This is a genomic window from Microbacterium azadirachtae (genome assembly GCF_025583665.1).
GTDB lineage: Bacteria > Actinomycetota > Actinomycetes > Actinomycetales > Microbacteriaceae > Microbacterium > Microbacterium azadirachtae.
Window position 1 is genome coordinate 2327338 of sequence record NZ_CP099706.1, and the last position, 25727, is coordinate 2353064.

The 25727-nt window shown below is 71.9% G+C and carries 22 protein-coding genes; 9 read left to right on the forward strand and 13 right to left on the reverse strand.

Annotation, left to right across the window (positions count from 1 at the left end):
* Positions 1-2: 2 nt before the first annotated feature.
* The 4 genes from NFX31_RS11110 to NFX31_RS11125 are packed head-to-tail and all read left to right on the forward strand — an operon-like array spanning position 3 to position 3446.
* Complete coding sequence (locus NFX31_RS11110; RefSeq protein ID WP_091481889.1) at positions 3-956, forward strand: ABC transporter permease; 954 nt, start codon at positions 3-5, stop codon at positions 954-956.
* The gene (locus NFX31_RS11115; RefSeq protein WP_045248954.1) at positions 953-1840 is read left to right on the forward strand and encodes an ABC transporter permease; all 888 of its coding nucleotides are present in this window, start codon (positions 953-955) and stop codon (positions 1838-1840) included. The genes NFX31_RS11110 and NFX31_RS11115 overlap by 4 nt, the downstream gene beginning before the upstream one ends.
* Entirely contained in the window at positions 1837-2625 is a 789-nt protein-coding gene (locus tag NFX31_RS11120) for an ABC transporter ATP-binding protein (RefSeq protein ID WP_045248955.1), read from the forward strand. Before NFX31_RS11115 ends, NFX31_RS11120 begins: the two co-directional genes overlap by 4 nt.
* Positions 2622-3446 (forward strand): ABC transporter ATP-binding protein, encoded by an 825-nt coding sequence (locus NFX31_RS11125; RefSeq protein WP_082071909.1) that lies wholly within the window; start codon positions 2622-2624, stop codon positions 3444-3446. The genes NFX31_RS11120 and NFX31_RS11125 overlap by 4 nt, the downstream gene beginning before the upstream one ends.
* 52 nt (positions 3447-3498) lie before the next feature.
* Here NFX31_RS11125 and NFX31_RS11130 read toward each other — a convergent pair whose 3' ends face one another.
* From NFX31_RS11130 to NFX31_RS11145, 4 genes are read right to left on the reverse strand one after another with little or no spacing between them, the layout of a single operon-like run.
* The gene (locus tag NFX31_RS11130) at positions 3499-4038 is read right to left on the reverse strand and encodes a GNAT family N-acetyltransferase (protein ID WP_262955733.1); all 540 of its coding nucleotides are present in this window, start codon (positions 4036-4038) and stop codon (positions 3499-3501) included.
* Positions 4035-4724 carry a uracil-DNA glycosylase gene (locus tag NFX31_RS11135; protein WP_262955734.1) on the reverse strand — a complete coding sequence of 230 codons (690 nt, stop codon included), beginning with the start codon at positions 4722-4724 and terminating at the stop codon, positions 4035-4037. The genes NFX31_RS11130 and NFX31_RS11135 overlap by 4 nt, the downstream gene beginning before the upstream one ends.
* Complete coding sequence (locus NFX31_RS11140) at positions 4724-5443, reverse strand: Type 1 glutamine amidotransferase-like domain-containing protein (protein WP_262955735.1); 720 nt, start codon at positions 5441-5443, stop codon at positions 4724-4726. The genes NFX31_RS11135 and NFX31_RS11140 overlap by 1 nt, the downstream gene beginning before the upstream one ends.
* 2 nt (positions 5444-5445) lie before the next feature.
* Complete coding sequence (locus NFX31_RS11145) at positions 5446-6279, reverse strand: SDR family oxidoreductase (RefSeq protein ID WP_169748188.1); 834 nt, start codon at positions 6277-6279, stop codon at positions 5446-5448.
* 165 nt (positions 6280-6444) lie between these two features.
* Here NFX31_RS11145 and NFX31_RS11150 point away from each other — a divergent pair, with 165 nt between their 5' ends.
* The 3 genes from NFX31_RS11150 to metX all read left to right on the forward strand — a co-directional run bounded on the left by NFX31_RS11150 (position 6445) and on the right by metX (position 10607).
* Positions 6445-7767 carry a bifunctional o-acetylhomoserine/o-acetylserine sulfhydrylase gene (locus NFX31_RS11150; RefSeq protein WP_091481902.1) on the forward strand — a complete coding sequence of 441 codons (1323 nt, stop codon included), beginning with the start codon at positions 6445-6447 and terminating at the stop codon, positions 7765-7767.
* Positions 7768-8201: 434 nt separating this feature from the next.
* On the forward strand, positions 8202-9185 hold the full coding sequence (locus tag NFX31_RS11155) for a hypothetical protein (RefSeq protein ID WP_262955737.1): 984 nt from the start codon (positions 8202-8204) through the stop codon (positions 9183-9185).
* A 213-nt stretch (positions 9186-9398) separates the two neighbouring features.
* On the forward strand, positions 9399-10607 hold the full coding sequence (gene metX / locus NFX31_RS11160; protein WP_262955738.1) for a homoserine O-acetyltransferase MetX: 1209 nt from the start codon (positions 9399-9401) through the stop codon (positions 10605-10607).
* Between the two features lie 66 nt (positions 10608-10673).
* Here metX and NFX31_RS11165 read toward each other — a convergent pair whose 3' ends face one another.
* From NFX31_RS11165 to NFX31_RS11185, 5 genes are read right to left on the reverse strand one after another with little or no spacing between them, the layout of a single operon-like run.
* The gene (locus NFX31_RS11165) at positions 10674-11321 is read right to left on the reverse strand and encodes an NUDIX hydrolase (RefSeq protein WP_091481911.1); all 648 of its coding nucleotides are present in this window, start codon (positions 11319-11321) and stop codon (positions 10674-10676) included.
* A gap of 51 nt (positions 11322-11372) precedes the next feature.
* Complete coding sequence (locus NFX31_RS11170) at positions 11373-12614, reverse strand: MFS transporter (RefSeq protein ID WP_045249320.1); 1242 nt, start codon at positions 12612-12614, stop codon at positions 11373-11375.
* Between the two features lie 9 nt (positions 12615-12623).
* A complete protein-coding gene (locus NFX31_RS11175; RefSeq protein WP_262955741.1) occupies positions 12624-12956 on the reverse strand; it encodes a thiamine-binding protein in 333 nt (110 codons plus the stop codon).
* Positions 12956-14299 carry a hypothetical protein gene (locus NFX31_RS11180; RefSeq protein ID WP_262955742.1) on the reverse strand — a complete coding sequence of 448 codons (1344 nt, stop codon included), beginning with the start codon at positions 14297-14299 and terminating at the stop codon, positions 12956-12958. Before NFX31_RS11180 ends, NFX31_RS11175 begins: the two co-directional genes overlap by 1 nt.
* On the reverse strand, positions 14296-15246 hold the full coding sequence (locus NFX31_RS11185; protein ID WP_262955743.1) for an ADP-dependent NAD(P)H-hydrate dehydratase: 951 nt from the start codon (positions 15244-15246) through the stop codon (positions 14296-14298). Before NFX31_RS11185 ends, NFX31_RS11180 begins: the two co-directional genes overlap by 4 nt.
* A gap of 108 nt (positions 15247-15354) precedes the next feature.
* Here NFX31_RS11185 and NFX31_RS11190 point away from each other — a divergent pair, with 108 nt between their 5' ends.
* On the forward strand, positions 15355-16422 hold the full coding sequence (locus tag NFX31_RS11190) for an NADH:flavin oxidoreductase/NADH oxidase (protein ID WP_045249322.1): 1068 nt from the start codon (positions 15355-15357) through the stop codon (positions 16420-16422).
* A 22-nt stretch (positions 16423-16444) separates the two neighbouring features.
* Here the strand turns inward: NFX31_RS11190 and NFX31_RS11195 are convergent, their stop codons facing one another.
* The 4 genes from NFX31_RS11195 to guaB1 all read right to left on the reverse strand — a co-directional run bounded on the left by NFX31_RS11195 (position 16445) and on the right by guaB1 (position 21770).
* The gene (locus NFX31_RS11195) at positions 16445-17506 is read right to left on the reverse strand and encodes a hemolysin family protein (RefSeq protein ID WP_091481924.1); all 1062 of its coding nucleotides are present in this window, start codon (positions 17504-17506) and stop codon (positions 16445-16447) included.
* The gene (locus NFX31_RS11200; RefSeq protein WP_091481928.1) at positions 17503-18816 is read right to left on the reverse strand and encodes a hemolysin family protein; all 1314 of its coding nucleotides are present in this window, start codon (positions 18814-18816) and stop codon (positions 17503-17505) included. Before NFX31_RS11200 ends, NFX31_RS11195 begins: the two co-directional genes overlap by 4 nt.
* A gap of 261 nt (positions 18817-19077) precedes the next feature.
* On the reverse strand, positions 19078-20046 hold the full coding sequence (locus tag NFX31_RS11205; protein ID WP_262955746.1) for a hypothetical protein: 969 nt from the start codon (positions 20044-20046) through the stop codon (positions 19078-19080).
* 260 nt (positions 20047-20306) lie between these two features.
* On the reverse strand, positions 20307-21770 hold the full coding sequence (gene guaB1 / locus NFX31_RS11210; protein ID WP_262955747.1) for a GMP reductase: 1464 nt from the start codon (positions 21768-21770) through the stop codon (positions 20307-20309).
* A 249-nt stretch (positions 21771-22019) separates the two neighbouring features.
* Between guaB1 and NFX31_RS11215 the strand changes: the two genes are divergently transcribed.
* Positions 22020-25718 carry a multifunctional oxoglutarate decarboxylase/oxoglutarate dehydrogenase thiamine pyrophosphate-binding subunit/dihydrolipoyllysine-residue succinyltransferase subunit gene (locus tag NFX31_RS11215; RefSeq protein WP_262955749.1) on the forward strand — a complete coding sequence of 1233 codons (3699 nt, stop codon included), beginning with the start codon at positions 22020-22022 and terminating at the stop codon, positions 25716-25718.
* Positions 25719-25727: the final 9 nt, after the last annotated feature.

Genomic DNA, 25727 nt, shown 5'->3' on the forward strand with positions numbered 1-25727 from the left:
CTGTGCTCCGCTACGCGCTCACACGGGGAGCCCTGCTCATCGCGGGGCTCCTCGTCGCGAGCGCGCTGATCTTCCTGGCCCTGCGGGTCTTCCCCGGGGACGTGGCGCAGCTGCTCGCCGGGGACAAGGCGACCCCGGCGCAGGTGGCCGAGATCCGTCGCTCGCTCGGCCTCGACCAGCCCGTACTCACGCAGTATCTGGGCTGGATCGGCGGCGTGCTGCGCGGCGACCTCGGCACCTCCCAGCTGAACGGCGCCTCGGTCGCGGCCGAGCTCGCGCAGAAGGCGCAGGTGACCGTGCCCCTCGCCGCACTGGCCCTGCTCATCGCCCTGCTCATCGCCGTGCCGCTCGGGATCGGATCCGCGATGCTGCGCGGCAGGGCCACGGGGACGGCGCTGAACGTCACCGCACAGGCGATCGCCGCGGTGCCCGTCGTCTGGGCCGGGATGATGCTGGTCGTGGTGTTCGCGGTGTGGCTCGGATGGCTGCCGGCGCAGGGCTTCCCGCGCGACGGATGGGCCGACCCCGGCGCCGCGCTGCAGGCGCTCGTGCTGCCCGCACTGACCATCGGGGTGATCGAGGGCGCGCTGCTGCTGCGCTTCGTGCGCAGCGCGACGCTGCAGGCCGCCTCGCAGGACTTCGTCCGCACCGCGGCGGCGAAGGGGCTCACCCGCAACCGCGCGCTGATCCAGCACGGGCTGCCGGCGGTCGGGCTGTCGGTCGTCACGGTGCTCGGCATCCAGGTCGCCGGCATCATCGTCGGATCCGTCGTCGTCGAGCAGCTGTTCACGCTCCCCGGAATCGGGCGCATGCTCGTCGCCGACGTCGGCACGCGCGATCTCGTGAAGGTGCAGGGCGAGCTGCTCGTGCTCACCGGCATGGTGCTGATCATCGGCTTCGTCGTGGATCTGGTGCACCGCGCCCTCGACCCCCGGCAGCGGGAGGCCGACGAATGACCGTGCTGCGCCGCCTCGGATCCTCCGCCGCGGGCCTGTTCGGGCTGATCGTGGTGGGAGTGATCCTGCTCACGGCCCTCGTCTCCCTGTTCTGGACGCCCTTCGACCCGCGCGCCACCGACGTGACGGCGCGCTGGTCGCCGCCGGGGTGGCCGCACCTGCTGGGCACCGATCTCACCGGACGCGACATCCTGAGCCTCCTCATGGCGGGATCCCGCACCACGGTGCTCGTCGCCGTCGGCGCCGGCGTCGTGGCCACCCTCATCGGCATCGCCCTCGGCGCGCTCGGCGCGCTCACCGCCCGCTGGGTGCGCGAGACCGTGGCGGTGCTCGTCGACGTGCTGATCGCCTTCCCCGTGCTGATCATCGCGATGCTCATCTCCACCGTGCAGGGCGGCTCGCTGTGGGTCGTGGTGTGGGCGGTCGGGATCGGCTTCGGCGTCAACGTCGCCCGTGTGACGCGCCCGGAGCTGCGACGCGTGCAGCACAGCGACTTCGTGATCGCAGGGCGGGCCTCCGGGCTGACGCCTCTGCAGAACCTCGTGCAGCACCTGCTGCCCAACATCGCGCCGGTGTTCATCGTGCAGATGAGCTGGGCCATGGCGACCGCGGTGCTCGCCGAGGCGGGGCTGTCCTACCTCGGATTCGGCGCCTCGGTGGTGGACCCCTCCTGGGGCATCCTGCTGGCCGACCTGCAGCGATACATCCAGGTCCATCCCCTCTCCGTCGTGTGGCCCGGGCTCGCGATCACGATCACCGTGCTCGCGTTCAACCTGCTCGGCGACGCGCTCCGCGACGCCACCGATCCCACGCTGCGCACCGGGCGGCGACGGGTCCGGCAGGCGCGCCCCGGGCCGGCACCGCTGCCGGGGGTGACCGCATGAGCCTGGAGGTGACCGACCTCGTCATCGAGATCGACGGCCGCCGGGTCGTCGACGGCGTGTCCTTCGCCGTGCCCGACGGCGCGCGCGTGGGGCTCATCGGGGAATCCGGATCCGGCAAGTCGCTCACGGCCCTCGCTGTGATGGGGCTGCTGCCCGACGGCGCCGTCGCGACCGGAAGCGTGCGCTGGAACGGCCGGGAGATCCTGGGGCTGCCGGATCGCGAACTCGCGCGCCTCCGCGGCGACGAGATCGGGATGGTCTTCCAGGAGCCGCGCACCGCGCTCAACCCGATCCGCACGATCGGCCGCCAGATCGCCGAGACGGTCCGCATCCACGAGCGTGTCGACCGGGCCACGGCGCGGGCGCGCGCCGTGGCCGAGGCCGCGCGCGTCGCGCTGCCCGATCCCGAGCGGATCGTCGACCGGTATCCGCACCAGCTCAGCGGCGGCCAGCGGCAGCGCGCCGCGATCGCGGTCGCGCTCGCCGCCCGGCCCCGGCTGCTCATCGCGGACGAGCCCACGACGGCCCTCGACGTGACGATCCAGGCCGGTGTGCTGCGCCTGCTGCTGTCGCTCGTCGAGTCGGCCGGGATGTCGCTGGTGTTCATCACCCACGACCTTGCGGTGCTCGCCCAGGTCGCCACCGAGGCGGTGGTGCTCGCGGACGGCCGCGTCGTCGAGGCGGGACCGCTCGAGACGCTGCTCACCGCGCCGTCGTCGCCGATCACGCAGGGGCTGCTGCGCGACGCCACCGCGACGCTGTGGCGCGGGGAGGACGACGCATGAGCGACACGACCGGGATCCCCGGCGACGCCACAGGCGCGCCGCTGATCCGCGCCCGTGGACTGCGCCGCGAGTACCGCGCCGCGCGCCGGGAGCCGTTCGCACGGCGGGCGCGCACCGTTGCGCTCGACGACGTGGACCTGGATGTCGCAGCGGGACGCGCGCTCGGCATCATCGGCGAGTCCGGATCCGGCAAGTCCACGCTCATCCGGCTGCTGCTCGCGCTCGACCGGCCCACCTCCGGCACGGTGTCCGTCGACGGGCGCCCGGTCGAGGCGTCGGCCTCGGCCAGGGCGCTGCACTGGCTGCGCCGCGAGACCGGCCTCGTGTTCCAGGATCCCTACGCGTCCCTGGATCCGCGCCAGTCCGTCGGCAGGATCGTCTCCGAGCCGCTGCGGGCGCTCGACATCGCGGGCGATCACCGCGCCCGCGTCGCCGAGGTGCTCGCCCGGGTGGGACTGGATCCGGCGATGGCCGACCGCTACCCGCACGAGTTCTCCGGCGGACAGCGGCAGCGCGTCGCCCTGGCCCGCGCGATCGCGCACCGGCCGCGCATCCTCGTCGGCGACGAGCCGATGTCGGCCCTGGACGTGACCGTGCGCGCGCAGATCCTCGACCTGCTCCGCGAGCTGACCGCCGACGGCATGACGCTCGTGCTCGTCTCGCACGACATCGGCGTGGTGCAGAACCTCTGCGACGACGTCGCCGTGATGAAGGACGGACGGATCGTCGAGCACGGCCCCACCACGCAAGTGCTGCACCGCCCGGCGCACGAATACACGAAGCGTCTGCTCGCCGCGATCCCGGTCATCCCCGGACGCTGAGCCCTCGCCGGGCCGGGGCGCGGTCCCGCACCGGCCCGCCGGGGTGCGGCGCCTAGAGCGACTTCTGCAGGAACAGCACGTCGAGCGAGCGCCCGAACTTGACGCCCACGTTCCTCAGGTGCCCGGCGTCGACGAAGCCGTAACGGCGATGCAGGGCGATCGACGCGGCCGCCGCGGTGGGCTCGATCACCGCGATGATCTCGCGGAGCCCCGCGGCGGCGCTCGCGTCCAGCAGCGCCTCCAGCAGCGCTCTGCCGAGCCCGCGCCCGGCGGCGTCAGGGCTCAGGTAGATCGTGTTCTCGGCGCTGAAGCGGTATGCGGACTTGGCGCGCCAGTGCTGCGCGTACGCGAAGCCGAGCACGGCCCCGCCCGCGTCCTCGGCCGTGAGGAACGGAAGCCCGGTCTCCGCGAGCAACTCGTGCTTGTGCTCCCAGAACGCGAGCTCGGTCTCCTCCTCGTCGAAGGTCACCGTGCTCGTGCGCACGTAGTGGTTGTAGATGTCGCGGATCGCCGCGAGATCCTCGGTCCGCGTGGCGCGGATCCGGATCCCGGATGCGTTCGCCGCCGAGGTCACGGCCGTCGTGTCGCTCACGAGATCCTCCAGTCGACGGGCTCTGCGCCCTGCTCCTCGAGCAGGGCATTGGCGCGGGAGAACGGGCGGGAGCCGAAGAAGCCGCGGCTCGCGGACAGCGGCGAGGGGTGCGCCGAGGCGATCACCGGGGTGTCCCCGAGCAGGGGCCGCAGCCCTTCCGCGTCCCTCCCCCACAGCACGGCGACGAGCGGGGCGTCCCGGTCGACGAGGGCGCGGATGGCGAGCTCCGTGACCTTCTCCCACCCCCAGCCGCGGTGCGAGGCGGGCGTGCCGGGCCGCACCGTGAGCACGCGGTTCAGCAGCATGACGCCCTGATCGCTCCAGCTCGAGAGATCGCCGTGCGCGGCGGGCGGGATCCCGAGATCCGTCTCCAGCTCGCGGTAGATGTTGGAGAGGCTGCGCGGCAGCGGGCGCACGGCCCGGTCCACGGCGAACGAGAGTCCGATCGGGTGGCCCGGCGTCGGGTACGGATCCTGGCCGACGATGAGCACCTTGACGTCGGCGAGCGGGCGGGCGAAGGCGCGCAGCACCTTCTCGCCCGCCGGGAGGTAGCCGCGGCCCGCGGCGTTCTCGGCACGCAGGCGGTCGCCGAGCTCGGCGACGACCGGGGCGACGGGCGCGAGCGCCTGCGCCCACCCCGGATCGAGCCGGCCGTCGGCGGCGAGCTCGGCCAGCGACTTCGGCATCAGAGGGCGGCCCGGTCGCTCGAGACGGTCACGCCGTCGGATCCGGGGAAGACGCGCCACACGCTGCCGGCACCCGCGATGCGCAGGCCCTGGGCGTCCGCGATGAGCACGGTGCTCTCGTCGATGCCCAGACCGCCGTCGACGGCGCCCGCCTCCGTCGCCGCGATCAGCCGGGAAAGGGTGCCCCACTGGGCGACGTGCACGTCGACCGACACGTCGACCAGGCCGATGCCGGCGCCCACGGTGATCTCGTCGAGATCCTCCGCCGTCTCCTCGGGCGCGACCGCGACGCCGTCGATGCGCCAGCCGCCGAGGATCGCGCTCTCGGCGGCGATCATCGCGCCCGCCGAGAAGCCGAGATACGGCGTTCCGGCCTCCACCGCGGCGCGGATCACGTCGAAGCAGCCCTCGAGGGCCGCGTGGTAGGCGGGCGTGAGTCCCCCGCCGATCACGATCGCGTCGACGCCGTCGAAGATCGCCGGGTCCACGAGATCCGTCAGCCCCACGGTCGTCACGCGGGTGTCCAGCTCGACCGCGCCGTCGGCGGTGAGCGCCGCGACGAGGTCCTCGGCGTGGCGAGGATCCGCGTCCTCGCGCACGGTGACCACGGCCACGCGCGGCGTCGCGGCGCCCTGCGCGGACGCGAACGCCTGCGCCTCGGCCGTGAACGGAGCGAACGCGGAGCGGCCGAAGCCGCCGCCGACCAGATGCACCCCCATGGTCAGTCCTCCCCGCGCGGGCGCAGCGGTCCGCGCGCGAGCAGATGCGCAGCCGCCTGGGCGACCGGACGGATCACCACGAGGTCGAGGTTGACGTGCGCGGGGGCGTTGAGCGCGTAGGCGATCAGATCCGCCACGTCCTCGGCCACCAGCGGCGCCTCGACGCCCGCGTAGACGGCCTCGGCCGCCACCTCGTCGCCGCCGAGGCGGCGCAACGCGAACTCCTCCGTGTGCACGAGGCCGGGCGCGATCTCGGTCACCCGGATCGGCTCGCCGTTCAGCTCCTGGCGCAGCACCTGCGGGATCATCGCCTCCGCGGCCTTCGCGGCGTTGTATCCGGATCCGCCCGGATAGCCCTGCCGGGCCGCGGTCGAGGTGAGGAACAGCAGATCGGCGTGCCCTCCGCCGGCTGCCGCGGCGCGCAGCTGCGGCAGCAGCGCCGCCGTGAGCTGCTGGACGGCCAGCACGTTCGCCTCGAACATCCACCGCCACTTCTCCGCGGATCCGTCCTCGACCCGCTCGGTGCCGCGGGCACCGCCGGCGACGTGCACGACCGCGTGCAGCGGGCCGGTCGCGGCCAGGTGCGCCGCGAGTCCGGCGACCTGCTCGGGATCGGTGAGGTCGGCCGCGTACGCGGCGGATCCGGTCTCCGCGGCGAGCGCCTGCAGCCGGTCCTCACGGCGTGCGACGCCGACGACGTCCCAGCCGCTCGCGCGGAGCGCGCGTACCGTCGCCTCGCCGATCCCGGTGCTCGCTCCCGTCACCACCGCTCGCCGATGCGCTGCCGCCGAGGTGCTGCCGAGCGGCTCTGCCGCCGGGGGAATGCTGGTCGCCATGCCACAACGCTACGGGATCGGGCTGTTACGTCACATTTCCCCCGCCTTGTTGACAGGGTCCGCGAGTTCGTACTCTCGATGCAACGCCGCGATCCCCACCCTGTCGAGAGACCGGCCCTCCCCCCTGCGACGCGGTTCGGTGTCGCTCATCTCAAAGGAGACATCATGACCGCTGCCGAGAACTGGCGCTTCGAGACCAAGCAGATCCACGCCGGCGCCGCGCCCGATCCCGTCACCAAGGCTCGTGCGACGCCGATCTACCAGACCACCTCCTACGTGTTCGACAACGCGGACCACGCGGCGAACCTCTTCGCCCTCGCCGAGTTCGGCAACATCTACACCCGCATCCAGAACCCCACGCAGGACGTGCTCGAGCAGCGTCTCGCCGCGCTCGAGGGCGGCACCGGGGCCCTCGTGCTCTCCAGCGGACAGGCCGCCTCCACGTTCGCCATCCTGAACATCGCGCAGGCCGGCGATCACTTCGTGTCCTCGTCCTCGATCTACGGCGGCACCTACAACCTCTTCAAGTACACGCTCGCCAAGCTCGGCATCGAGGTCACGTTCGTCGAGAACCAGGACGACATCGAGGAGTGGCGCCGCGCGGTCCGCCCGAACACCAAGCTGTTCTTCGCGGAGACCATCGGCAACCCGCAGATCAACGTGCTCGACATCCGCGGCGTGGCCGATGCCGCGCACGAGGCCGGCGTGCCCCTCATCGTCGACAACACGATCGCGACGCCGTACCTGATCCGTCCGTTCGAGCACGGCGCCGACATCGTCGTGCACTCGGTCACCAAGTTCCTCGGCGGCCACGGCACCACGATCGGCGGCGCGATCATCGACGGCGGGAAGTTCGCGTGGTCGCAGAACGTGGAGAAGTTCCCCGGCCTCACCGAGCCGGATCCCTCCTACCACGGCGCCAGCTACACGGCCGCGGTCGGCGACGCCCTCGCCTACATCATCAAGGCCCGCGTGCAGCTGCTGCGCGACCTGGGCTCCGCGATCGCGCCGCAGAGCGCCTGGAACCTCATCCAGGGCATCGAGACGCTGTCGCTGCGCATCGAGCGCCACGTGCAGAACGCGCAGGAGATCGCCGAATGGCTCGACGCCCGTGAGGACGTCGCGAGCGTGAACTACTCCGGCCTGCCGACCTCGCCGTGGTACGCCGCCGCGAACACCTATGCCCCGAAGGGCGTGGGCGCCGTGCTCTCCTTCGAGCTGAAGGGCGGCGTCGACGCGGGCCGCGAGTTCGTGAACAGCCTGACCCTGTTCAGCCACCTCGCGAACATCGGCGACGTGCGCTCGCTGGTCATCCACCCGGCGTCCACCACGCACGCGCAGCTCACGCCCGAGCAGCAGCTCACCACGGGCGTGACCCCGGGTCTCGTGCGCCTGTCCGTCGGCCTGGAGAACATCGACGACCTCAAGGCGGACCTGGACCAGGCCCTCGCCGCCGCGCGCAAGGTCTCCGAGGCCGCCCGCGCCTGACGACTCCTCCTCAGAGACGGAACCGCCCCGGATCCCGCGATCCGGGGCGGTTCCGTGCGTCGGGCCGCGTCTCGCGCGCGTGGCCCGGTCCCTCTCGCGCGTGCCCGGTCTCGCGCGCTCTCGCCCCGGTCCCGCCAGCGTTTCCCTCCCCGGGGTGCCCTTCCCGAGCGTTTCCCTCCCCAGGGCACCCTTTCCCCAGCGTTTCCCTCCCCGTGGTGCCCTTTCCCCAGCGTTTCCCTCCCCTGGGTGCCATTCCCTCCGCCGGCTGACGCAACTGCGGGGAGGGAACGATGCTGCGGAGAGGGAGAGTTTTTCCGGTCGAGGGCGGAGGACAGGATCGGACGCCCGTCCGCACATGACCAGGTCCTGCGAGGATCTGCACCGGTTGCGTGCTCCGGATCCCGTGGCCGGCGCCGCACACTCACAATCTCGGCATGACGAAGACCCTCGGCATCGCCGACGCCCGCGCCCTCGTGCACTCTCGCGAACAGTTGCAGTCCTCCGGGACGACTGACCGCGCGATCGAGGCAGCACTCGCGGACGGGGCGTTGCTGCGACTGCGACGCGACTGCTATGTCGACGCGAGCGCGTACGAAGGCCTGTGGACCGAAGGCAGACATCTCGTCCAAACAGTCGCCGCGGCCAGGAACCTCAACGACCGCGGCACGGTCTTCTGGGGTCCGTCTGCAGCCGTGCTGCACGGCTTGCCGCTCTACCGCCTCCGTCCGGCGATCGTGCACACGGTGGCGACCGGCGCACATCACGGCCGCACGCGGGCGGGGGTCCGGCAGCATGAGGTCGCTCTCGGCGAAGACGACGTCGTCGACATCGACGGCATGCTCTGCACCTCACTCGACCGCACAGTGCTGGATCTGGCGTGCACCCTCCCTACTGAGGCGGCGCTGTGCGCAGCCGACGCCGCGCAACGTCGGGAAACGGTCGACGGGCACGAGTTCGATCCGGATCGCGCCGCCTTATGGCAGGCACGGATGCACCATCGCGCCTCCGCGAGCCGGGCCTGGGGGATTCGGCGCGCCCGCGAACTGCTCGCGTTCTCCGACGGCCGCGCTCAGTTGCCGGGCGAAAGCGTCAGCCGGCTGCAACTGCAGCGACTCGGTTTTCGCGATGTGCTCCTCCAGGTTCCGATCACCGGTGCGGACGGTGACAGATACTGGCTGGACTTCGGCTTTCCGGGCTCGAAGGTGTTCGGAGAATTCGACGGCCGGGGCAAGTATCTCGACGACGACCTCCGCAGCGGGCGCACTGCGGAGGTCATCGTGCTCGATGAGAAGCGGCGCGAGGACGATGTGCGCGGCGTCACCGGCTGGCGCTTCGCGCGTTGGGACAGCACGCACATCCGGACGGCCGAGATCCTGGGCCGACGCCTCACGCAGTTCGGCTTGCGTCCGCCCGGCTGAACCGCCCGGGCGCAGCTCGCATTCCCCTCCGCGGTCTGACTTTCCCTCCCCTGGCACACGTCCATACGGGGAGGGAAAGTCGTTGCGGGGAGGGAAAGACCCCCTGTGGGGAGGGAAAGTCCCCCCTGCGGGAAGGAAAGCGCGCGATCGCGGATGACCGCCCCGAACCGTAACCTTCCGCGCTCGGCGGTTCGCACCCGGGAGAATGGATCCATGGACTGGCAGACCACCTCGGAGGACACGGTGCCCTCGGCGCGCGTCTCGGAGGCGGACGCCCGCCTGCTGCGCGCCCGCCCGCCCGCCACCGGCGCCTGGCGGGACGGGGACCCGGCCGGGGATCGGCTGTTCGAGGCGTTCGGCCCGTTCCGCACCGAGGGCGGCGAGGAGCTTCCGCTGATCCGGATCGCGTACGAGTCCTGGGGCCGCCTCAACGCCGCCCGCGACAATGCGGTGCTCGTCCTGCACGCCCTCACCGGCGACAGCCACGTGGTCGGCGAGGCCGGCCGCGGGCACGCGACGAGCGGCTGGTGGGGCGACGTCGTGGGTCCCGGCCGCGCGATCGACACCGATCGCTGGTTCGTGATCGCCCCGAACATGCTCGGCGGCTGCCAGGGCTCCACGGGGCCGGCGAGCATCGCCCCCGACGGCTACGAATGGGCGTCGCGCTTCCCCTACCTCACCATCCGCGATCAGGTCGCCGCGCAGGTGCTCCTCGCGGACGCCCTCGGGATCGAACGGTGGGGCGCGGTGATCGGCGGGTCCATGGGCGGCATGCATGCCCTCGAGTGGGCGGTCGGCCAGCCGGCGCGCGTCGAGCGTCTCGCGATCCTGTCCTCTCCCCCGGTGACCACCGCCGATCAGCTGGCACTGAACTTCGTGCAGCTCGAGACGGTGCGCATGGATCCCCGCTTCGCGGGCGGCGAGTACTACGACGCCCCGGTGGGCGAGGGACCGCACCGCGGGCTCGCCCTGGCCCGGCGCATGGCGCTGCTGAACTATCGGAGCCCGATCGAGCTCAATCAGCGGTTCCAGCGCTCCTGGCAGTCGGATGTGTCCCCGCTCGGCCACGGGGGGCGCTATGCGGTCGAGAGCTACCTCGACTTCCACGGCAACAAGTTCACCCGCCGCTTCGACGCCAACAGCTACCTGACGCTTGTGGAGGCGATGAACTCGCACGACATCGGACGCGACCGCGGCGGCGTCGAGGACGCGCTCAAGCGCGTGACCGCGACCACCCTCGTGCTCGGCATCGACACCGACCGGCTGTTCCCGGTCGACGGACAGCATCGCATCGCGCGCGGGCTCCCGCGCACCCTCGACGGCAACGAGGCGGTCGTGCTCTCCAGCGACTTCGGCCACGACGGCTTCCTCATCGAGACCGACGAGGTCGGCATGCATCTGGAGCGGCTGCTGGGATCCTGATCCGCCCGGCGAGGCGGCCGGCGGAACGTCCGGTGGAACGGATCCGCGCCGTCGCCGGCTCCGCGATCAGCGGCCCTCGAGCCGCCAGGCAGGGTCTTCCGCGATGAGACGCTCCCGCGAGCCGACCGGCGCTCCGGCGAGCTCGTCGCCGTCCCAGAAGAAGAGGATTCCCGCGGCCGTGCGCTGCATCCGGGTGCGGAAGACGCCCGGATCCGCGACGCGCGCCAGAGCATCCTCGACGTCCGTCGCGCTGCACAGCGCGTGCAGCGTGCGCCAGGTCGGCGGCATGAGCGCGATCTCCCCGGCGTCCCGCGCCGCGAGCGCCGACTCCGGCCCGAACCACCGTGTCTCCACGACCTCGTCGGGCGCCGGACGGATCGCGTCGCCCGGATCCGGAGCGAGGAAGAACCAGGTGCGCACGCGTTTGGGGATGCCCGCCGGCGGCACCCAGCACGACAGCGGCACGAGGCGCTCGAGCTCGAGTCCCACCTCCTCCGCGGTCTCGCGCACTGCGGCACGGCCCGCGTCCTCCTGCTCGGGCGCGCCAGTCACGCGGTCTCCGGGGTCGACCATGCCGCCCGGGAACACCCAGGCGCCCGCGAACGAGCCGCGATCCGGCCGGCGCAGCAGCAGCACCTCGACGCCTCGCGGTGCGTCGCGCAGGATCACCGCGGTTCCCGCGACGGGCAGGTCCTCGTCCTCGTCGACGCTCATCCGCCCATGCTAGGGCGTGCGCCGGATCCCCGCGGCGAGCGGTCTGACGGCCTACGCCAGGTCGCGCACCCGCACGGATCCGGTCTCGGTGTGGTACCGGCGCTGCACCGCGTACGACGCGAGCGCGATGCCGAGGCCGAGGACGGCGAGCCCGGCACCCACCCAGGACGGCGCGGCGAAGCCCCAGCCCCAGGCGATCACGAGTCCGCCCAGGAACGCGCCGAGGCTGTTGCCGATGTTCAGCGCGGAGTGGTTCAACGCCGCGGCGATGGACTGGTTGTCGCCCGCGACCTCCATGAGCCGGGTCTGGATGGCAGGGCTCAGGATGGACGACAGCAGCGCCATCACGAACGACAGCGGCACGAGCAGCCAGATCGAGAACGACAGGACCGCCAGCAGCACGAGCACCACGGCCATCGCGGCGAGGCCGACGAGCAGCGTGAGCCGCAGGTTGCGGTCGCCGAAGACGCCGCCCAGCAGGTTGCCGATCGTCATGCCGAGCCCGAACACGACGAGCGTGATCGGGACCATCCACTCCGGCGCGCCTGCGCGCTCGGTGACGACGGGGGCGATGTAGCTGTACACCGCGAAGAAGCCGCCGAAGCCGATGGCCCCCGTGGCGAGCGCGAACCACACCTGCGGACGGCGGAACACGCGCAGCTCGGCCCGGAAGGTGCGCTCCGGATCCCCCGCGTGCTGCGGCACGAAGAGGGCGATGCAGACGGTCGCGAGCGCGAAGACGATCGTGACGACGAGGAAGGCGCTGCGCCAGCCCACGTGCTGTCCGAGGAACGTGCCGGCGGGCACGCCCACGACGTTGGCGATCGTGAGGCCGGTGAGGATGAACGCGACGCCCTTCGCGCGCTTGCCCGGGCCGAGCACGTCGGAGGCGACCAGGGCGCCGATGCCGAAGTACGCGCCGTGCGGGAGCCCGGCGATGAAACGGGCGAGGCCCACCGTCTCGAACGTCGGCAGGACGACCGCGAGCCCGTTGCCGAGCGTGAGGGCGATGGCGAGGCCGACCATCACCCGGTGTCGCGGGAACCGGGCCACGAGACCCGCGATCGTGGGGGCTCCGAGCACGACGCCGAGCGCGTACAGCGAGACGAGGATGCCGGCGCGGCCGATCGCCTCGTCGGGGTTCTGCGCCCACAGCTCGGGCAGCAGATCCTGCGCGATGTTGGGCAGCAGGCCCATGGCGACGAACTCGGTCATGCCGATGCCGAAGCTGCCGATGGCGAGGGAGAGGAGCGCCCGCATCGCCGCACCCCTCGAGAGGCTCGAGGGTTTCATCCCCCCAGCTTAGAGGGCGCCGCCGTCCTCGATCGCACGCTCGAGCCGCGCGATCTTCCCGTCGATCTCGCCGCGGTAGCCGGGGCGGATGTCGGCCTTGAGCACGAGCGACACCCGGGATCCGAAGGGCATCACGGCCTCGGTCGCACGCTTGACGACGTCCATGACCGTGTCCCAGTCGGGACCCTCGATCTCGGTGAACATGCTGGTCGTTCGATGCGCGAGCCCGGAGGCGCGCACGACGGCGACCGCGGCGGCGACCGCGTCGTGCACCGAGGCGTCGGCGCTCTCGGGCCGGTCGGGGGCGGATCCGCTGGGAGCGACGGAGAAGGCGACGAGCATCAGGACCTCCGGGTTTCGGTGACGGCAGGGACGGCGATCGGCGTGCGCACGATCGCCCGGATCGCGACCACGCAGATGACCACGACGAGGATGTTGCGGGCGCTCAGCAGCGCGATCGGCAGCGCCTGCGCGGCCAGCAGCTGGTCGTACACCACCGGGTAGACCGCCTGGGTGAGCGCGTAGTCGATCAGGACGAGGATCGCGGGAACCCGCACGCGGGGCCCGTCGAACAGCCACCACAGCACCAGGGGTGCGAGCATCCACACCTGGAACTGCGGGGATCCGACCTTGTTGCACGCGATCAGCACGGTCACGAGCGCGAGCGCGGTCGCGGGCAGCAGCCGGCGCGCGGAGGCTCCGGCGCGGAGCTTCCACAGGGCCAGGGCGGCGATCGCCAGCACGGCGAGGGCCATGAGGGGCGTGAGCACGGCCGCCACGAGGTCGACCCCGGGGCCGGCGAGCTGGAAGGTCAGGATCTGCCGGTCGTACTCGATGCGCGTCACGCCGACCTGGGTGAGCCACAGCAGCGGCGTGGCTCCGACGGCCTCGATCTGCAGACCGCGGCCGCTCATCTGGCTGAGGAAGCCGAGGAGGTTCTTCCCGCCGCCCAGCAGCACGAGCCCGAGGACGACGACGAAAGTGACGATCGCCGCGGAGACGATCATCCGGATCCGGCCTCGCAGCAGCGCGAGAGCCGCGACGAACAGCGCGCCGGGCCAGATCTTGATCCAGGCGCCGATCGTGAACAGGGCGCTCGCGACCGCGGGCCGGGAGAACAGCCACAGGCCGCCGATGATGGCGATCGGCACCGTGACCGCGTCGATGCGGAACATCGCGATCGGCCCGAGCAGCACGAGGGCCGCCATCCAGAACAGCCCTGCGCGCCGTCGGATCCGGCTCCGTCGCGCCTTCGCGCCGCCGAGCAGGAACGCGAAGCCGACCGCGTCGAGCGCGGTGATCAGGATCGACCACGCCACGACGTAGCTCGCGGATCCGACCGCGTAGGCGCCGGGGAACAGCGGATGGATGAGCTGCGAGATCCCCTGCGCGACGAGCATCGGCAGGAGCGCGAGCTGCGGGTAGACCCAGCTCTCCGTGACGCCCACGATCGCGCCGCCTCCGAGCGCGTTGCGCGACCACGGCTCGTAGACGAACACCGTGTCGCCCATCGGCAGCGCGGGCATCCGCCAGCCGATCGTGGCGACGTACACGTGGGCGACGGCGAAGGCGACCCAGAGCAGGGTCAGCGGCAGTCCCGCCTCCCGCGCGACGGCGGCGCCTCGCGCCACCGCTCCCCCGCTCGTCTCGGCACGGGTCGCGCCCGTCGGCTCGGCAGCGCTCACGCGTGGTCCTCCTCGGTCCGGTGGTCGTGCATGTCGTCGGCGACGTCGGCCAGCGCTGCGGCGATCGCCGCAGGCAGCGCCTCGGCGACGTCCAGGGCGACGAGGGGGCGGCCGGGGCGGCCGCCGTCCACGTGGGCGGCGAGGCGTCCGGCTCGTCCGTGCAGCCAGGCCGCCGACGCGGCGAGCGCCGCCGGCGCAGACCCGCGTCCTGCGGCACGGTCGGCCGCGACGAGCGCACCGATAACGCCCGCGAGCACGTCCCCCGTCCCCGCGGCGGCGAGCCAGCCGGTGCCGGCATCGATGGCGATCACGGGCGCGGCTCCGGGGCCTGCGACCAGGGTGGTCGCGCCCTTCAGCAGTACGGTGCCGCCCAGCGCCTCGGCCGTCTCGCGCACGGCGGCGGCGCGCCGTGCCGGATCCTGCAGCGCCTCAGCGCGTTCCGGCGCCAGGCCGAGGCGCGCGCGCAGCCGCGCGAACTCCCCCTCATGCGGGGTGGCGATCACCGGGGCGTCGGCCGGGAGAAGATCGAGCGCGCCCGCATCCACGACGACCGGCACGGCACCGGCGAGGAGATGCCGCAGCGCGGCGGTCTCCTCCGGCGGGCGCAGCGCGGGGTCGGTTCCCGAGCCGATCACCCAGGCGTCGGCGTGCACCGCGGAGACGGACGCAGGCTCGGCCACGACGGTCTCCGGCCGGCGCGCGAGCACGAGGTCGGCCGGTCGCCGGGGGCCGATGTACCGCACATACCCGGCCCCGGCGCGCCAGGCGGCCTCGATGCCGAGCACCGCGGCTCCCGGATAGGCGTCGGATCCGGTGCGCATCGCGACCGTGCCCCTGGTGCGCTTGTCGTCGGACGCATCGGGGACGCGCAGCAGTGCGCGGACGTCACCGCCCGTCCACACGAGACGGCCCTGCGCGTCGAGCGCGCCGGCGGACGGAGAAGGCATGGGACCAACGGTACTGGGCTGCGGCTGTGGATGCCGCCGACGTGCACGATGCCCTCGGATCGCGCGCCGGCGCGCCCGCAGCCCCGTCACGGCGGGTAGCGTCGTCCCGTGAGCCTTCTGTTCTCCCCGCTGACCCTCCGTTCCCTCACTCTGCCGAACCGCCTGTGGGTGTCGCCCATGTGCATGTACAGCGCCGTCGACGGTGTGCCGCAGGAGTGGCATCACACGCACCTCGCGCAGTTCGCTTCCGGCGGCGCGGGTCTCATCGTCGCCGAGGCCACCGCGGTGCTCCCGGAGGGACGGATCAGCCCGCGGGACACCGGTCTGTGGAACGACGCGCAGCGCGACGCCTGGGCGCCGATCGTGGACGCGGTGCACGCCCGCGGCGCGCACCTCGGCGTGCAGCTCGCGCACGCCGGTCGCAAGGCGTCGACGTGGTGGCCGTGGGCGGCCGAGAACGGATCCGTCCCGGAGGATCAGGGCGGATGGCCCACGGTGGCGCCCTCCGCCATCGCGTTCGACGGCTTCGCCGAGCCTGCGGCCCTCGACGCCGACGGCATCTCCGCCGTGATCGAGGGCTTCGCCGACGCCGCCCGCCGCGCCCTGGATGCGGGCTTCGACGTGCTGGAGATCCACGGGGCGCACGGCTACCTGCTGCACCAGTTCCTCTCCCCCCTCAGCAACCGCCGCGACGACGAATACGGCGGGTCGCTGGAGAACCGCGCCCGGCTGCTGCGGGAGGTCACGGAGGCCGTGCGCCGGGTGGCCGGAGACGCGGTGCCGGTGTTCGTGCGCATCTCGGCGACCGACCACGCGCCCGGCGGATTCACCCCGGAGGAGGCGGCCCAGGTCGGCGAATGGGTCATGGCCGACGGCGCCGACCTCATCGACGTCTCCAGCGGCGGCCTGGTCGCGCATCAGCGCATCGACGTGCACCCGGGCTACCAGGTGCCGCTCGCGGCCGCCGTGCGCCAGGGCGGCCGCATCCCCTCCTCCGCGGTGGGCCTGCTCACCGACGGCGCGCAGGCCGAGGCTGTGCTCGCGAAGGGCGACGCGGACGCGATCTTCGCCGGGCGGGAGTGGCTGCGCGACCCGCACTTCGGCCTGCGGGCCGCGCACGAGCTGGGCGACGACGTGGCCTGGCCCGACCAGTACCTCCGCGCCCGCTGGCGCTGAGGCACTGGTCGCCGGCGCCGGATCAGCGCCCGAAGCCGCGCCGGGTGATGTCGCGCACCTCGCCGACCAGCTCCTCGATGATGTCCTCCAGGAACAGGATCGCGGTGGTGCGGCCGGCCGCGTCGCGCACCTGCGCCAGGTGACGTCCCGCGCGGCGCATGATCGCCAGCGCGTCCTCCAGATCCGTGTCCTCCTGCATCGGCACCATCTGGTGGATGCGCTTCGGGGGGATCGGGTGACCGGCGCGGGCGGCGGCCTCCGGCCCCTCGGCCGAGCGGATCACGTCCTTGAGGTGCACGTAGCCGAGCGGCAGGCCCTCGGCGTCCACGATCACGTAGCGCGAGAACCCGTGCTTGGCGACCGCGCGCTCCACGTCGTCCGGCGTCGCGCCGAACGGGAGGGTGACCAGGTCCGAGAGCGGCACCGCCACGTCGCGCGCGTCCTTATCGGTGAACTCCACCACCGCGCTGACGGTTCCGGCGGAGTCGTCCAGCACTCCCTCGCGGCGGGACTGGTCGACGATCGTCGCGACCTCCTCGAGCGTGAACGTCGAGGCGGCCTCGTCCTTCGGCTCCACCCGGAACAGGCGCACAACGCCGTTCGCCGTGGCGTTGAGCGCCCGGATGACCGGGAAGAAGATCTTCGAGATCCAGACGAGCGGCGTCGCCAGGATCAGCACCGCGCGATCCGGCACCGAGAACGCGAGGTTCTTCGGCACCATCTCGCCGAACACGACGTGCAGGAACGAGACGATCACCAGGGTGATGACGAATGCGATCGCGTCCACGGCGCCCTCGGCGAGCCCGATCGCGCCCAGCGGCGCGGCGAGCAGATGGTGCATCGCCGGCTCCGAGACGTTCAGGATCAGCAGCGAGCACACCGTGATCCCGAGCTGCGAGGTGGCGAGCATGAGCGTCGCGTGCTCCATCGCGTACAGCGCGGTGCGCGCGGAGCGGGATCCGCGCTCGGCGAGCGGCTCGATCTGCGAGCGCCGTGCGGAGATCACGGCGAACTCCGCGGCCACGAAGAACGCGTTGAAGGCGAGCAGCACGAACAGCCATGCGATTCCGGCCCAGTCGCTCATCGCTCGCCCCCTTCCTCGGTCGCCGGCGCCGCGGTGAAGCGGATCCGGTCCACGCGGCGGCCCTGCATGCGCACGACGTGCAGCAGGCCTCCCGGCACCGGCACCTCGTCGCCCGCCTTGGGCAGGCGCTCCAGCACGCTCATGACGTAGCCGCCGACGGTGTCGTAGACGTCGCCCTCCGGCACCTCGATCCCGGTGCTGGCGCGCAGCTCGTCCGGGCGCAGCTCCGCGGGGAAGGTGATCCCGTCGCGGCCCCTGACCACGCCGGCCCTGCTGCGGTCGTGCTCGTCGGACACCTCGCCGACGATCTCCTCGACGAGATCCTCGAGGGTGACGATGCCGGCGGTGCCGCCGTACTCGTCCACGACGATCGCGAGCTGGTACCCGCCTCCGCGCAGCTCCGCCACGAGAGCGTCCAGGTGCACCGTCTCCGGCACGCGCAGCGGCTCGGACGACAGCGCGCCGACGGGCACGTCGGTGCGCCGCTCGCGCGGCACCGACACGGCGGCCTTGAGGTGCACCACGCCGGTGATGTCGTCGAGGTCCTCGTCGTAGACCGGGAAGCGGCTGTGGCCGGTGCGCCGGGCGAGGCCGATCACGTCGTCGGCGGAGTCCGCCGCGGCGATCGCGTGCATGCTGGGGCGCGGGGTCATCACATCCCCCGCGGTGAGGCGGGCGAATCCGAGGCTGCGGTCCAGCAGCGTCGCGGTGTCCTCCTCGAGCACGCCGGCGCTCGCCGACCGCCGCACGAGAGAGCTGAGCTCCTCGGCCGAGCGAGCTCCGCTGAGCTCCTCCTTCGGCTCGATCCCCATCGCCCGCAGCACGGCGTTCGCGCTGCCGTTGAGCAGGACGACCACCGGACGGAACACCATCGTGAAGACGGTCTGGAAGGGGATGACCACCTTGGCGGTCGCGACGGGCAGCGCCATCGCGAAGTTCTTGGGGACGAGCTCGCCGAGGATCATCGACAGCATCGTGGCGACCGTCATGGCGACGATCACGGCGATCGTCACGATGACGGGCTCGGGGATCCCCCACCCGCTCAGCACAGGACGCAGCAGGTTCGACAGCGCCGGCTCCATCGTGAATCCGGTGAGCAGCGTCGTGAGGGTGATCCCGAGCTGCGCCGAGGACAGATGCGTGGAGGTGATCTTGAGCGCCGCGATGGTCATGCCCAGCCGGCTCTCGCCGCGGTCCCGGCGCGCCTCCAGATCGGCGCGGTCGAGGTTGACCAGGGCGAACTCGCTGGCGACGAACAGTCCCGTCCCCACGATCAGCAGGAGCCCCACGCCCAACCAGATGTAATCCATCACGGTGTCACCTCCGCCGGAGCGGAGAACGGGCAGTGGGGCGATGTACTACACGAGGGAGGGTCGTCCATGGTGCGCTCGATTCTACTGGCACCCGGCGGCGACGAAGCTGAGCGATCGCTCCGTGCCGCCACGCGCCCGTCCGCGCAGTTCTGCACGAACCCGACCCGGATCCGATCCGCTGCCGAAACCTGACGACGCTGCGAACATCCGAGCAGCGCCCACGGCTTTCGACAGCGCAGCCGGTAACGCGTGTCGCACTCACCATTGCGCACCGCTCCGGGGGCGCGACAGGCGCGAGGGGAGGCCATCGGCGGTGAGGATGTCGTAGAGCAGCCGTGGATCCCTCAGTGCGGGTGTGCGCCATCGCGACAGCGTGCGCACCTGTCGACGAAGCGCGTCGCCGCGGTCTTTCTCGGCGAGAAGGGCCTGCTCGGGCGAACGACCGCCGAGGAGCACCGGATCCAGATACTTCCCGGTTCCGTCGAACTCCCCGACCTGATCGCGCTCCTCGAACCAGAAGTCCGCGCGTGCGGTCCCGAAGCCAGGCAGCGCGAACTCCTTCTGGAGAACGGGTGCCGGGAATCCGAGGAGATCGATGAGCACTCTGCTCTGCGACTCGCGCACCGAGTCCGAGAGCTGCGTCGAGAACTCGACGGCACGGCGCACGCCGCTGCGCTCGCGCCGCTGTCCCGCGAGCGTCATGCGGATCTGCTCGAGAGTCGCCAGCCGCCCGCCTCGCCTCCGCGCCCAGCGAGCCTGGTCGAGGGCGATCACGCCGTCGACGAACCCCGCCTCGGCGGCGAGATCGATCACGGTCTGTGCGGGCGAAGTGATCAGGTGCCCTCTCCACGGAACGAGGTCCACACCGCCATAGCCCAGCGCACGCCGGCGGATCGCGCCCGACGATCGTCCGCCCGAGGCTGTCGGGATCCTCACCTCGACCTGTGGAGGCCACGCGGCGATCCTCTCGACACCCCAGCACGCCGCCGCGGCGGAATGGGTGAAGACGAGCGGCGCGCGGGCCCGATCCGCGACTTCGAGGACGCGCACGAGGTGCCGCTGCCGGGGTGTGAGATCGCGCCACCCCGAAGCGGACGCGTAACTGCCTGCGACGATCCGCACCTGCTGTCCCTCGCGGACGAGCCGCCGAAGTCTGCGGTCGTCGACGGGGCCGTGCTGTTCGCGCCGTCGATGGACGACGATCGGATGCTCGGTCTCGGCTCTCATCCGGCTACCGTGACACGCGGTTCGCTCCCCCAGGACGACTCCCGCACGAAGGGTACGCAACTCCACTCGGAGCACAGCTGTGGAGGATCCTCCTCCTATCCCGGACGGCCCTGGACCCTGCCGCCCGCGCTGCGGAAACCTGATGATGCTGCGAACATCTGAGCCGCGTGAACAGCTTTTGACAGCGCGAGCGCTCCCGACTCAGGAGATCGCAACGCGAGCGGCAAACTGCAGCGCGACCGAGCTGCCGCCCGACGCGCTCACCAGCTGACCGGCAGTGCCTTGCCCTCTTCGTAGCCCGCGGCGGACTGCAGCCCGACGAGCGCGCGCTCGTGGAACTGCGGGACGGAAGAGGCGCCCGCATACGTGAACGACGACCGCACGCCCGAGGTGATCATGTCGACCAGGTCCTCGACGCCGGGGCGCAGCGGATCCAGGTAGATCCGCGACGACGAGATCCCTTCGGCGAAGAGATCCTTGCGCGCGCGCTCGTAGGCGTCGAGACGGCCGAAGCGCGCCTGCACGGCCTTGGTCGAGGCCATGCCCCAGGACTCCTTGTAGATGCGCCCGTCGGGATCGGTCTGCAGCTCGCCCGGCGCCTCGATCGTGCCGGCGAACCAGGATCCGATCATCACCGAGGCGGCTCCCGCCGCGAGGGCGAGCGCGACGTCGCGCGGGTAGCGCACTCCACCGTCGGCCCAGACGTGCGCGCCGAGCTCGGCCGCGGCCTGCGCCGTCTCCAGGACGGCGGAGAACTGCGGGCGCCCGACCGCGGTCATCATCCGGGTGGTGCACATCGCGCCGGGCCCGACGCCGACCTTGAGGATCGATGCGCCTGCCTCGACGAGGTCGCGCACACCGTCCGCGGTGACGATGTTGCCCGCGACGATCGGGATGCCGAGGTCGAGCGCGGCGACGGTGCGCAGCGCCCGCAGCATGCCCTCCTGGTGGCCGTGCGCGGTGTCGACCACGAGCACGTCCACGCCGGCGGCCGCGAGGGCCTTCGCCTTCGCCGCGACGTCGCCGTTGATCCCCACGGCCGCGGCGACGGCCAGCCGCCCCGAGGCGTCGACCGCGGGGCGATACAGGGTGGAGCGCAGCGCGCCGCGGGCGGTCTGCGTGCCGACCAGGTGCCCGTGCTGCAGCACCGTGACCATCTCGGCCTCGACCGCCGTGATCGCGTCGAATGCCGCCCGCGGATCGGACACGTCCTCGGCGTCGAGGGACGGCGAGTCGGCGCGCGTGAGGTCGCCCAGCTGCGCGTCGCGCAGGGCGGTCGCGAGGCGCGACGCGGGCAGCACGCCATGGATCGCGTCGACATGGAGCCCGTCCCGGCCGCTCGGCGCGTCGGCGACGACGATCCCGTGCCCCTCGGAGGCGGGCATCAGGCGCAGCGCGTCCTCGACGGTCGCGAGCGGCGACAGCACGATCGGCGTGTCCCAGGCGACGGGCTGACGCTTGACCCAGCGGATCGCCTCGTCCAGATCCTGCAGCGGCATGTCCTGGGGCAGCACGCCGATCCCCCCGCGGCGGGCCAGCGTCGCCGCGAGCCGGGGGCCGGTCACCGAGTTCATGTTCGAGGACACCAGCGGGATGGTCGCGGGGGTGCCGTCCTGCGGGGCCAGATCCACCTGCAGCCGGCTCGTCACATCCGACCGGCGCGGCACCAGGAACACGTCGGAATAGGTGAGGTCGACCATGGGGAGCTCGCCGGAGAACTGCATGGTCTCAGGGTAGCCGTCCCGTCGCTCCGCGTCCCCGTGACGTGCCCCGGGCCGCCCGACGGGGGCGCACGCCGGATCCCCCACGGAGCCGGTGCGCGGACCAGTCCGGATCCGACCCGCCGCAACAGCGTGCAAGGGGCCCGCGATGCGCCCTCGACAGGTTAGGCTTGACACCCGGATGAGTGGCCATACCCGGAGACCACCGGGGACGGATCCCACCGATTCAGCGATGAAAGAGGGCGATCGAGCGTGTCGAGCCAGGTGACCGGCGTCGGGACTTCTGGAGATGGAGAGTTCGGGGCCAATTCCTGGCTCGTCGACGAGCTGTACGAGCAGTTCAAGGTCGATCGCAACTCCGTCGACAAGGAGTGGTGGCCGGTTCTCGAGAACTACCGTCCGTCCGACGCTCCCGCTGCCGCCCCCGCTGCTCCGGCCATGCCCGATTCGGCGGCGCCTGCCGCGGCGCCCGCCGCGCATCCGGTGACGGCGCCCATCCCGGTGATCGGCCAGCAGCCGGTCGCCCGCACCACGACCAAGCCGGCGCGTCAGGCGCCGATCCCCGCCCAGGCGCAGGACCGCGCGACGGGCGAGGCCGGCGCCGAGCAGCACGAGGACGTCGTGACGCCGCTGCGCGGCATGCCCAAGACCCTCGCAGCGAACATGGACGAGTCGCTGACCGTCCCGACCGCGACGAGCGTGCGCACGGTCCCCGCCAAGCTGATGATCGACAACCGCATCGTCATCAACAACCATATGTCCCGCACCCGCGGCGGCAAGGTGAGCTTCACCCACCTCATCGGCTGGGCGCTGATCCAGGCGATCAAGGAGTTCCCGAGCCAGAACGTCTACTACGCCGAGGTCGACGGCAAGCCCAGCGTCGTCGCCCCCGCGCACGTCAACCTCGGCATCGCGATCGACATCCCCAAGCCCGACGGCACCCGCGCCCTGCTCGTCCCGTCCATCAAGCGCGCCGAGACGCTGACCTTCAGCGAGTACCTCTCCGCGTACGAGGACCTGGTCACCCGCGCCCGCGGCAACAAGCTGACGGCCGCCGACTTCCAGGGCACCACGCTCTCCCTCACCAACCCCGGCGGCATCGGCACCGTGCACTCGGTCCCCCGCCTGATGAAGGGGCAGGGCTGCATCATCGGCGCCGGCGCGCTCGAGTACCCGGCCGAGTTCCAGGGCTCGAGCCAGAAGACGCTCGACGTGCTCGGCATCGGCAAGACCATCACGCTCACCAGCACCTACGATCACCGCGTGATCCAGGGCGCCGGATCCGGCGAGTTCCTCAAGAAGGTGCACGAGCTGCTGATCGGCGAACGCGGCTTCTACGAGAGCATCTTCCGCGCGCTGCGGATCCCCTACGCGCCGATCCGCTGGAACAAGGACATCGCGGTCGACCTGGCCGAGCGTATCGACAAGACCGCCCGCGTGCAGGAGCTCATCAACTCCTACCGCGTGCGCGGCCACCTGATGGCCGACATCGACCCGCTCGAGTACGTGCAGCGCACGCACCCCGACCTCGAGATCGAGACGCACGGGCTGACCTTCTGGGACCTCGACCGCGAGTTCGTCACGAACGGCTTCGGCGGGCACCGCCAGCTCAAGCTGCGCGAGATCCTCGGGGTGCTCCGCGACTCGTACTGCCGCACGATCGGCATCGAGTACATGCACATCCAGGATCCGGAGCAGCGCCGCTGGTTCCAGGACAAGGTCGAGGTCAAGTACGTCAAGCCCGGCCACGACGAGCAGCTGCGCGTGCTCAGCAAGCTCAACGAGGCCGAGGCCTTCGAGACGTTCCTGCAGACGAAGTACGTCGGCCAGAAGCGCTTCTCGCTCGAGGGCGCGGAGTCGCTCGTGCCGCTGCTGGACGAGATCCTGCAGGGTGCGGCCGGCGCGGGCCTGGACGGCGCCGCGATCGGCATGGCGCACCGCGGCCGCCTCAACGTCCTCGCGAACATCGCGGGCAAGACGTACGGACAGGTGTTCCGCGAGTTCGAGGGATCCACCCTCCCGGGCAACCAGCGCGGCTCCGGCGACGTCAAGTACCACCTGGGCAAGGAGGGCACCTTCGTCGCCGACGACGGCGCCGAGCTGCCGATCCTCCTCGCCGCGAACCCGTCGCACCTGGAGACCGTGGACGGCGTGCTCGAGGGCATCGCGCGCGCCAAGCAGGACCGCAAGCCGATCGGCACCTTCACCTGGCTGCCCATCCTCGTGCACGGCGACGCGGCCTTCGCCGGCCAGGGCGTCGTCGTCGAGACCCTGCAGATGTCGCAGCTGCGCGGCTACCGCACCGGCGGCACCGTGCACGTGGTCGTCAACAACCAGGTCGGATTCACGACCCTGCCGAACGACTCGCGCACCTCGGTGTACGCCACCGACGTCGCCAAGACGATCCAGGCCCCCGTGCTGCACGTGAACGGCGACGACCCTGAGGCCGTCGTGCACGTCGCACAGCTCGCCTTCGAGTACCGCGAGCGGTTCCACCGCGACATCGTGATCGATCTGGTCTGCTACCGCCGCCGCGGGCACAACGAGGGCGACGACCCGTCGATGACGCAGCCGCTGATGACCGACCTGATCCAGGCCAAGCGCTCGGTGCGCAGCCTCTACACCGAGGCCCTCGTCGGCCGCGGTGACATCACCCAGGAGGAGTACGACCAGGCCAAGGCCGACTTCCAGAACCGCCTGGAGATCGCCTTCGCCGAGACCCACGCGGCCGAGACCGGCGCGACGCCGATCGCCCCCGACCTCCCGCCGGTCGATGAGCAGATCGGCACCCCCGAGGTCACCGGCGTGCCGCTCGAGGTCGTGCACCTCATCGGCGACGCCCACGCGAACAAGCCCGAGGGCTTCACCGTGCACCCGAAGCTGCAGCAGGCGATGGACAAGCGCGTCGACATGAGCCGCAACGGCGGCATCGACTGGGGCTTCGGCGAGCTGCTCGCCTTCGGATCGCTGCTCGTGGAGGGCACCCCGGTGCGCCTCGCCGGCCAGGACTCGCGCCGCGGCACGTTCGTGCAGCGCCACGCCGTCCTGCACGACCGCGCGAACGGCCAGGAGTGGCTGCCGCTGGCGAACCTCTCCGACAACCAGGCCCGGTTCTTCGTGTACGACTCGCTGCTCAGCGAGTACGCGGCTCTGGGCTTCGAGTACGGCTACTCGGTGGAGCGCCCCGAGGCGCTCGTGCTCTGGGAGGCGCAGTTCGGCGACTTCGTCAACGGCGCCCAGTCGGTCATCGACGAGTACATCTCGGCGGCCGAGCAGAAGTGGGGCCAGCAGTCGAGCGTCGTGCTGCTGCTGCCGCACGGCTACGAAGGCCAGGGACCCGACCACTCGTCGGCGCGCATGGAGCGCTTCCTGCAGCTGTGCGCGCAGGACAACATGACCGTCGCACGGCCGTCCACCCCGGCGAGCTACTTCCACCTGCTGCGCCGGCAGGCGTATGCGAAGCCGCGCAAGCCGCTCATCGTCTTCACCCCGAAGGCCATGCTGCGTCTGCGCGGTGCGACCAGCCCGGTGGAGGACTTCACGCAGGGCCGGTTCGAGACGGTGATCGACGACAGCCGCGAGCTGGACCGCAACGCCGTCAAGCGCGTCCTCTTCCACTCGGGCAAGGTGCACTGGGATCTGGTCGCCGAGCTGGAGAAGAACCCGAACCCGGAGATCGCCCTGGTGCGGGTCGAGCAGCTCTACCCCGTGCCGCTGCGCACGCTCAAGTCGATCGCCGACACCTACCCCAACGCCGAGATCGTGTGGGTGCAGGAGGAGCCGGAGAACCAGGGCGCCTGGCCGTTCCTCGCCCTGCACTTCCAGACCGTGCCGGGACCGCGGGTCGTGCGTCCGATCACCCGCCCGGCGTCGGCGGCGCCGTCGACGGGATCCTCCAAGGTGCACGCCGCGGAGCAGGCGGATCTGCTCTCCCGGGCGCTGACCCTCTGAGCGGTCCCG